This window comes from Planktotalea frisia, from assembly GCF_001890925.1.
Lineage (GTDB): Bacteria > Pseudomonadota > Alphaproteobacteria > Rhodobacterales > Rhodobacteraceae > Planktotalea > Planktotalea frisia.
On sequence record NZ_MLCB01000020.1, the window covers coordinates 1 to 8,797 of the forward strand.

General features: G+C 54.8%; 8 protein-coding genes and 1 pseudogene. 5 read left to right on the forward strand and 4 right to left on the reverse strand.

From position 1 onward, the window contains the following. Positions 1 to 30: 30 nt before the first annotated feature. The 4 genes and pseudogenes from PFRI_RS01170 to PFRI_RS01195 form a co-directional block, all read right to left on the reverse strand. Positions 31 to 360: pseudogene (locus tag PFRI_RS01170) on the reverse strand (ATP-binding protein); the annotation flags it as partial. 47 nt (positions 361 to 407) lie between these two features. Beyond that, positions 408 to 1,124, reverse strand: coding sequence for an IS6 family transposase (locus tag PFRI_RS01175; protein WP_111445667.1), 717 nt, complete (start codon positions 1,122 to 1,124; stop codon positions 408 to 410). Between the two features lie 354 nt (positions 1,125 to 1,478). Then, positions 1,479 to 1,709 (reverse strand): hypothetical protein, encoded by a 231-nt coding sequence (locus PFRI_RS01185; protein ID WP_072628941.1) that lies wholly within the window; start codon positions 1,707 to 1,709, stop codon positions 1,479 to 1,481. 254 nt (positions 1,710 to 1,963) lie between these two features. Next, a complete protein-coding gene (locus tag PFRI_RS01195; protein ID WP_072628942.1) occupies positions 1,964 to 2,866 on the reverse strand; it encodes a hydrogen peroxide-inducible genes activator in 903 nt (300 codons plus the stop codon). Between the two features lie 146 nt (positions 2,867 to 3,012). Here PFRI_RS01195 and PFRI_RS01200 point away from each other — a divergent pair, with 146 nt between their 5' ends. From PFRI_RS01200 to PFRI_RS01220, 5 genes are all read left to right on the forward strand, one after another. Continuing rightward, on the forward strand, positions 3,013 to 4,611 hold the full coding sequence (locus PFRI_RS01200; RefSeq protein ID WP_111445669.1) for a thiamine pyrophosphate-binding protein: 1,599 nt from the start codon (positions 3,013 to 3,015) through the stop codon (positions 4,609 to 4,611). Continuing rightward, positions 4,595 to 5,812, forward strand: coding sequence for a CaiB/BaiF CoA transferase family protein (locus PFRI_RS01205; protein WP_072628944.1), 1,218 nt, complete (start codon positions 4,595 to 4,597; stop codon positions 5,810 to 5,812). Before PFRI_RS01200 ends, PFRI_RS01205 begins: the two co-directional genes overlap by 17 nt. A gap of 132 nt (positions 5,813 to 5,944) precedes the next feature. Continuing rightward, on the forward strand, positions 5,945 to 7,309 hold the full coding sequence (locus tag PFRI_RS01210) for a tetratricopeptide repeat protein (protein WP_072628945.1): 1,365 nt from the start codon (positions 5,945 to 5,947) through the stop codon (positions 7,307 to 7,309). A gap of 12 nt (positions 7,310 to 7,321) precedes the next feature. Further along, entirely contained in the window at positions 7,322 to 8,530 is a 1,209-nt protein-coding gene (locus PFRI_RS01215; RefSeq protein ID WP_072628946.1) for an OpgC family protein, read from the forward strand. Then, positions 8,503 to 8,781, forward strand: coding sequence for a hypothetical protein (locus PFRI_RS01220; protein ID WP_139292063.1), 279 nt, complete (start codon positions 8,503 to 8,505; stop codon positions 8,779 to 8,781). The genes PFRI_RS01215 and PFRI_RS01220 overlap by 28 nt, the downstream gene beginning before the upstream one ends. Positions 8,782 to 8,797: the final 16 nt, after the last annotated feature.

An 8,797-nucleotide genomic window follows, 5' to 3' on the forward strand; every position in this document is an offset into this window, starting at 1 on the left:
CATCCCAAATCAGGGAATTTACAGGAAGTGTCCCGAGAGTCCGTACATATCTACATCTAGACGCCGTTCAATCCAGTCGCATCGCGCCAAATCCAAGACCATCATTTTGTTCAACGACGGGATCGCTTTGAAGTCGAAGCTGTCCAAGCTTTTGACGGCTGGGAACTTGGCGGATTTGATCCTGCGCTCGACCATACGGCGTTCGCGGTCGATCAGTTCAAGCTCGGTCAGCCGGGCCAAATAACGGACATGATCCACGCCCTGCGCGGCACAGATGCGCGTGAGCTTGTCGTGTTCGCGCAGGAAGGTCGGTAGGCGCAGAGTTTTGAGATGGTTGGCCAAGAGCAGTTCTGGTGGCACCGTAAACTTAACTGCCTCAAGTTGAAGAAGGCCGCGGGCCTTTAGATTTAGGCAGCTGAAACCTGTGCGATTTCGTGCCAAGTTTGCATGGCAAGCGACCTCATTTCCCTGAAGTCGGTGGATGTCATTTCGTGGCGAGGCAAATAGAACAAGTTGTAGATGGGGTCATGGATGGAAGCAAACCGTTGCAGTTGCCTTGGCGATTTGAACCGCTTCATCACTCTCTCTCGCCGTCGCGTTGGTTGATGGGAATTCTCAGCACGGTTGTTCAAACCCTTGTGCGATCGATGTTCGACACTGGGCATGATCTCTCGCTTAGCGGCTCCATACGAGCGTAGTTTGTCAGTGATCATGACGCGTGGAACTGATCCTTGTCGCTTAAGAAGTTTGCGCATGAGGCGTTTGGCTGCCGTCGCATTACGACGGCTTTGTACCAGAACATCCAGAACGAAACCGTCCTGATCGACCGCGCGCCACAGCCAGTGTTTCTTGCCACACATTGTGATTACAACCTCGTCGAGGTGCCATTTTTCATCAAACTGGCCAGCCGATCTGCGGTGAATGTCAGCAGCGAACTGACGACCGAATTTCTCTGACCATATTCGGATCGTCTGGTGCGACACGATGATACCGCGCTCGGCCAACAGATCATCAAACATTCGCAAACTCAGCGGAAATTTGAAATACAGCCAGACCGCTCGGGCGATCACATCCGGCGGAAAACGATGGCGGCGATAGAGAGAAGAACGGCTGGGTCTGGTCATGCTGCCCCATCGCATATCAAATGAGGCGGTGCACTAAGTTTACGGTGCCAATCTGCGATATCACATCTGCCCAAGCCTCCGTCCATGACGTTTGCTCCGTTGCTCATCATCAATGTGTTGTCGAATTCGGAACCGTCGAAGTTCTCGACCTTTGAGAATGTTTCGCCTCGTGCGTCGCCCTTGTTGGCGCTCGAAATCAACAAGTCGACTACGACGCCTTCTTAAGAAGCAGTGTCGATGCCGTTGCCGCCGCCGGTGGAGGCTTCAGTATGCCGGCACCCAACTTTCCAATGTTCTAAAGAAAAGCGCATCTGTTAAGATGCGCTAATTCTGATGTTAAACTGTCTCTTCAATTCAATCGGCGACAAACACGCCGGTTTCGCGATACTGATTTCCATCGCTCTTAGCTTGATCCATCGTAAACGCCCCGGCAACAGATGTGGCCACCCCGTCAGCGTCTCCGCCGATCATGCCCTCAAAACTCTGCCCAGTGCCCGTAAACGTAGCGCCTGATTGAGTGAACGCGCCGCCCGAAGCTGTTCCTTTAAATCGCCCGTCCGCAGACAAATCGGCTGTATCAAACACAATATCTTCTGCCCCGACTGAATTACTAAATGCTGCCCCAGTTGATGTTACGACCTTTCGTTCAGTAATCCCCCCCGCGATCGTCTTGTGTATGCTTGAAAACATGAGCGAATTTACCAATCCCGGCGGATATTTACGACGGCTGACAAAGATCTCTAGAGAAGGTCGTTTTTCACTTGATCGGTTGGTGAAATCTGTCGGTAACGGGCAAAATTGTCAGCTGACAATCTGAAAAACCTATATTTGTCAGTATCTTAATTTTTAGGGATTTGATCCATGCTCGTATTCACCAGGTTTCCAATCTTCTCGAACCTCGCGCTCATTGGCGATGCCTTGCGCCAGACCAAACCGATGGTACGGGTCGGTTCAGGCTTGGCAAATCGCGCGACATCGACGTCAGTGGAACGCGCTTCCAAAGCGACGGCCATTTGCGGAATAAGCGTCACACCAAGACCGCTGGCAACCATCTGCACCAGCGTCGAGAGCGAGCTGCCCTCCATGCTTTCCTTCGGTCCATTGCTTGGCATACGGCAAAAAGAAAGCGCTTGGTCGCGAAAACAATGACCCTCTTCCAGAAGCAGTAACTTCATCTTCGAAAGCGCGGATCCGTCGGGAACGGGCTTGCCCGCATCACTGGCACTGCGTAGCAAAACGAAGCGTTCCTCAAACAAAGGAAGCTCGGTCAATTCGGGCTCAGAAATCGGCAAAGCAACGAGCGCAAGATCAAGCGCGCCGCCCAAAAGATCGCTGATCAAATTGTGCGTTTGTGTCTCTCTGATATGCAGGTCAACTTGCGGATAAGCAGTGTTCATTTGTGCGACAATACGTGGGAGCAAATAAGGACCGATGGTGGGAATAACCCCAAGCCGAAGTTTGCCAACCAACCCTTCGTGAGACGCGCGCGCAAGATCTGAAAGGTCATCAACAGCTCGCAAAATTGGTCGCACACGGATGGCAAATTGTTCGCCAAATGAGGTCAGGCAAACCTGTCGCGCGCGCCGCTCGAATAGGGTCTGTCCCAAGCTTTCCTCAAGCTCTTTGATCTGCACTGAAATAGCTGGCTGCGAAATGTTGCACACTTGTGCCGCACGGCCAAAATGTTGCTGATTGGCGACCGCTTCGAAGTACCTGAGTTGTTTGATCGTTAAGTTGTTCATAGGGCACAGTTATCAGAGCAGCACAAAAGTACAAATTTTCCTAATCAAAACCTTGCACATATTTCAATGCTCACACGCGGAGTTGTGTTGCGCACAGGCCTGCCATGACGCAAATAAAATGGGATCTTAAACACAGGAATACCCAAATGCGCGCAGCTGATGTCCTTGCCAAACGTCTTTATGAGGCCGGATGCCGTTGGGCGTTTGGCATGCCGGGGGGCGAAGTGCTCAACTTGCTCGATGCTTTGGAAGAGGCGGGCATCACCTTCGTTTTGTGCAAGCACGAGAACGCAGCCGGCTTCATGGCGGAAGGCACATATCACCGAACGGGTGCGCCGGGGATCTTGATTGCGACGGTCGGACCGGGGGCGTTGAACGGAATTAACTCTGTTGAAAACGCGCGTCAGGATCGTGTGCCGCTGATTGTTCTCACGGGTTGCGTCGATGCCGATGAGGCACAAATTTATACGCATCAAGTGCTCGATCAAGCTCAAGTGTTTCGCCCGATTACCAAAGCGACGTTTACCTTAACGGCAAAGCGCGCGCATGTGATCGCGGACAAAGCTGTCGGCATCGCCATGGAAGGTCGCAAAGGGCCTGTGCATATCGACGTGCCGATTTCTGTCGCGGATGCACCGTCGAGCGGGCAGGGGGTTTTGCGTAAAATGGCGAGCCCTGTTGCGCCTGTTGGTCCCGATCTTGAAGCCGCGCGCGAAGCTCTCAAAAATGCTAAATGCCCGCTGATTATCGCCGGCGTTGATGCGATGAGCGAAGACGCAAGCGTTGCGGTGCAAGAGGCGGCGGAACGTTTGAATGCGCCTGTGATCACCACTTACAAAGCCAAAGGACTGATGCCTGAAAACCATCCGCTTTCGATGGGTGGGGCAGGGCTGTCGCCCAAGGCGGACACCCTTTTGTTACCACTTGTGCGCGCGGCAGATGTGATCCTTGCGATTGGATATGACCCGATTGAGATGCGTGCCGGTTGGCAAAATCCCTGGGATCCTGAAACGCAAATCGTGATCGACATCACCGCAGAGCCGAACACGCATTATATGCACCACGCCACTTACAATATCATCGGGAATTGCGCTGCCTCTGTCGTGGCACTTCTCCCTGAAGCGGGTCAGACCGTTTGGCCCGATGAGGCCCCGAAACGGGCCGAAGAGGCGTTGAAGAAAGCTTTTGCGCCGCAGGGTGACTGGGGTCCGGATCATGTGATCGCCACCTGCCAAGGGATGTTGCCAGCCGACACCCTTGCCACCGTTGATAGCGGTGCACACCGCATCCTGCTGAGCCAGATGTGGCAATGCAATTTTCCCCGCGCGCTGACGCAAAGTACGGCCCTTTGCACGATGGGCTGCGCGGTTCCGCTTGCGATGGGCGCGCAACTGGTGGAGCCTGATCGCACGGTCGTGTCTTTCTCGGGCGACGCAGGTTTCTTGATGGTCGCGGGTGAACTTGCCACTGCGACAGAGCAGGGGTTGAAAACAATCTTCGTCGTGTTTGTAGATGCATCTTTAGCGCTCATCGAACTCAAACAGCGGCAACGTCAAATGACCAATCGAGGCGTCGATTTCGGCACGACGGACTTCGCGGCTGTCGCCAATGCATTTGGTGGAAAAGGGCATCATGTGCGGAATACTGATGAACTGAAGGCCGCGCTCAAAGCAGCGCAAAGTTCAGAGACCTTCACCCTGATCGCCGCTGAAATTGATAGGAAAAGCTATGACGGACGCCTCTAACACCAAAGGTGCGCTTGATGGTTTGACCGTCCTCGACCTTAGCCGTGTTCTCGCAGGGCCGACAGCAACACAGCTGCTTGGTGACATGGGCGCGACGGTGCTCAAGATTGAGAACCCCAAAACAGGGGGCGATGATACGCGCGCTTGGGGGCCACCGTTCGCGGAAACGCCGGATGGTCAAAGTGATTTTAGCGCTTACTTCATGGCGGCCAATCGCAACAAATATTCTATCGCTGCGGATCTCTCGACCCCTGAGGGCCAAGCGCTGATCCATCAGATCGCAGAACAGGCGGATGTGATCATCGAGAACTTCAAACCGGGGGCTTTGGTTAAGTATGGTCTTGATCACAAGAGCATGTGTGAAATGCACCCTGAGATTGTATATTGTTCTATCTCTGGCTACGGTCAAACGGGTCCGAACCGCGATTTGCCCGGCTATGGTTTGATGGCGCAAGGCTACGGTGGGATCATGTCGCTTACGGGTGAGGCTGATGGTCCACCAATGAAAGTGGGTGTCGGCATCGCGGATGTCATGTGTGGGATGTATGCCTGCATCGGTATCCTCGCCGCTCTGCGCCACCGTGATAAAACAGGGCAGGGGCAGCACATCGATCTGGCGCTCGTGGACGCGCAAATGGCGTGGTTGATCAACGAGGGGACGAATTTCCTTGCCTCTGGCGATCTGCCCAAACGACGCGGAAATGCGCATCCGAACATCGTTCCTTATGACGTGTTTGAGACAAGAGATGGTCATGTGCTTATCGCGGTCGGCAATGATTCCCAGTTCCAGAAATTTTGCCACGCAATTGCGCGTGCAGACCTTGCCGAAACAGAGCAATATCGCACCAATCCAGAGCGCATGAGACACCGTGATCCACTTAACGCGGCCATTCGCGAAACGCTTGCGAAACTCGACAGCGACGATGTGTTACAGAAACTGAAAGACGCAGGCGTGCCAAGCGGGCCGATTCACACGATTTCGCAAGCTCTCAATTCTGACCAAGCGCAGGCGCGAGGGGCAGTGGTGGATGTTGCGAACCCTGAAACGGCGAAAGGATCGGTGAAACTCTTGGGGAATCCCCTTAAATTCTCTAAAACGCCAGTCACCTATCGCAGCGCACCGCCGCGTTTTGGCCAGGACACAGACCGCTTGCCACAAGTGCTTGCAAGCCTCGCAAAACCGCTAAGACCAAAGGCCTGATCACGGAAATATCAGTCTGCGTCACGTTTTTGTGCGCTCATGATCACGTGATGTGTGAGTGAGGGAAGGGCGGGTTAAGCCATTCTCAACGCCCCTGCAGATCGCTACGGGGCACGAGACAAGGCCGACCCGATGTATCACGATATTTGCACATGCCCGATCAGTTTGAGTGACCCCAAAGCGTTAAACGACTGGAACGGCGTCGTGCATGGTATCTTGTCACACGGTCAAAGCGCGCCTGTGCATCTGGCGGCATTGCTCGAGCGCGCGCCAGAGTTTGCCATGGGTCACGCGATCAAAGGCCTCGCGGTTTTGATGCTCGCGCGTCGTGAGCTGATGCCAGTGGCGCATGAGTCCAGCGTCAATGCGCAAAAGGCATTGAAGCAATGCGGCGCGACACAGCGCGAACAGCTCTGGTGCGCCGCTTTGAAAGATTGGCTTGATGGCTACGCAAGCCGCGCGATTGGCCATATGGAAGCGGCGATGCGGCTCAATCCGGCCGATACGATCAGCATGAAAATGTCCCACGGCATTCGCTTTATCATTGGCGACAATCACGGCATGCGCCGCTCGATTGAACGTGTGATTGGCGCGCATGGCGAGGATCATGCACTTGGTGGATATGCGCTGGGTTGTCTTGCGTTCGCGATGGAAGAGACGGGGTCTTACGAGGCGGCAGAGCGCACAGGCTTGCAAGGTCTCACGCGCGCGAGTGATGACGCTTGGGGTCTGCACGCGGTCACGCATGTCTATGATATGACCCACCGCGTTACCCAAGGTATTGCCTTGATCGACAACAACCTCGACGCGTGGAGCCATTGTAACAACTTTCGTTTCCACGTGTGGTGGCACAAGGCGATCTTGCACTTGGATCAGGGGGATGTGGCGCAAGTTCTGGACCTTTATGACCGCAAAGTGCGGGAAGAAAAGACAGATGACTTTCGCGATTTCTCTAACGCGAGTTCGCTGCTTGTACGGCTTGAGCTTGAGGGCATCGACGTAGGCAATCGTTGGGAAGAGCTGGCGGATTTGGCCGAAGCATGCACCAATGACAACTGCCTTGTCTTTGCTGATTTGCACTACATGCTTGCGCTTTCTGGTGACAATCGCAGCGGTGCTGCGTCACGTATGACCGCGCGGATCGCGACGGATGCTGTGCGCAATGGCGGTGAGGCGACTGCGATCCTCAAAGATCCTGGCGTTGCTGCCGCGCAAGGTCTCGCGGCTTTTGGAGATGGTGATTATGGCACGGCCTTTGCGGGTCTGCGTCGTGCGCAACCGAGCTTTCAAAACATCGGCGGCAGCCATGCGCAACGCGACGTGTTTGAGCGTCTCACGATTGAGGCGGGTTTGCGCGCAGGCCAGTTGGATGAGACGGAAAGCTTGCTGATTGCCCGCACCGCTTTGCGGGCAGGTCGCGAAGACACTTTTGCCGCGCGCCGCATGAGCCAGATCGCTGAGGCGCGTCGCTCCCAGCTGATGCTCGCAGCTGAATAAGGCGCAAAGGTTATGACTATGGCCGATGCGTCGATCACGCCCATCCCCGTTTCTAAAACGCAAAGCGTTGCGTGCGCAACAGTCCGCGATCCGCGGCTCGATTTCTTTCGCGGCATTGCGATGTTCATCATCCTGATTGCGCATGTACCCAACGATTGGCTCGCCCTTTGGATCCCTGCGCGTTTCGGCTTTTCCGACGCAACGGAGACGTTTGTGTTCTGCTCTGGCATGGCATCCGCCATCGCGTTTGGGCGTGTGTTTCGGACCCGTGGTTTGGCGATGGGCACTGCGCGCGTGGGCTTTCGTGTGTGGCAAGTCTACTGGGCGCATATCGCGCTGTTCTTCGCGATTGCCGCGACGATGGTGGCGCTGAACACGGTGCTTCCTGAGGGGCGCGATTATGTGGGTCAGCTCAACCTTTATCCGTTCTTTAAGGATGCGCAGACCAACCTGCTTGGCCTGATCACTCTCACATATGTGCCCAACTATTTCGACATTCTGCCGATGTATCTGGTGATTCTTGCGATGATGCCTGTGATGTATGCGCTCGCGCGTGTGCATGTCGCCTTGGCGCTTTCTGCTTCCGTTGCTTTGTGGTTGTTCGTTCAGGTCACAGGTTGGAACCTCCCTGCGGAGCCGTGGTCAGAGCGTGAGTGGTTCTTCAATCCTTTTGGCTGGCAGTTGATCTTTTTCACAGGTTTCGCGCTGATGTCTGGTTGGACCCCTGCGCCCCCTGTGGATCGACGCCTTTTCTGGATCGCAGTCACGGTGATCCTGATCTCGCTCCCTTTCGCGTATTTCCGCATCTTTAACGCGTTCCCCGTCTTTCTGGAGTGGCGCAAAGAATTCGACATCTTGATCCAGAAATCTGATTTTGGCGTTTTGCGCTACGTGCATTTTCTCGCCACGGCGTATGTCGCTTGGGTGCTCGTTGGACAAAAAGGTGCGCGTTTGCTGCCCTCGGGGGCGGCGACGCTCAGCGCGAATGTTTGGGCTGTCGTGCTCAAGGTGATCATGAAAGTGGGTCAGCAATCGCTCGCCGTGTTTATTGCGTCGATGTATTTCGCGCGCTTGCTAGGCGTGCTGTTTGATCATGTGGGGCGCACGCATGTTTCGATGATCTGGGTCAACGCGCTTGGCTTTGCGATTATCATCGCCGTCGCCTTTGGCGCTGCGTGGTTCAAGAGCGCTCCGTGGAAAAGCAAACGGGGGGCTGTGTAATGCTGCGCCGCGAGTTTATAGCATCGCTCGCCGCCCTCGTTGCCACCCCTGCTTTAGGGTCTGAGCAACAGCCGCAAATGCAGCTTGGTGCGCCTGAAACATTCGATGTAGGGACAGTGAAATCCATCGCGCGCAGCCTTGCTCAAAGCGCCTATAGGGCGCCGCAAAGCGTGCCTGAGGCTTGGACGAATATCTCTTACGATCAGTATACCGCTGCTACCCCAAAACCCGAATTTTTTCATGGGTTATGACGCGGAAATTGTCTGA

Coding starts and splice junctions, on each gene's coding strand:
- PFRI_RS01205 (WP_072628944.1), top strand. CDS start 4,595: ATGACGGACGCCTCTAACACCAAAGGTGCGCTTGATGGTTTGACCGTC.
- PFRI_RS01195 (WP_072628942.1), bottom strand. CDS start 2,866: ATGAACAACTTAACGATCAAACAACTCAGGTACTTCGAAGCGGTCGCC.
- PFRI_RS01215 (WP_072628946.1), top strand. CDS start 7,322: ATGACTATGGCCGATGCGTCGATCACGCCCATCCCCGTTTCTAAAACG.
- PFRI_RS01175 (WP_111445667.1), bottom strand. CDS start 1,124: ATGACCAGACCCAGCCGTTCTTCTCTCTATCGCCGCCATCGTTTTCCG.
- PFRI_RS01210 (WP_072628945.1), top strand. CDS start 5,945: ATGTATCACGATATTTGCACATGCCCGATCAGTTTGAGTGACCCCAAA.
- PFRI_RS01200 (WP_111445669.1), top strand. CDS start 3,013: ATGCGCGCAGCTGATGTCCTTGCCAAACGTCTTTATGAGGCCGGATGC.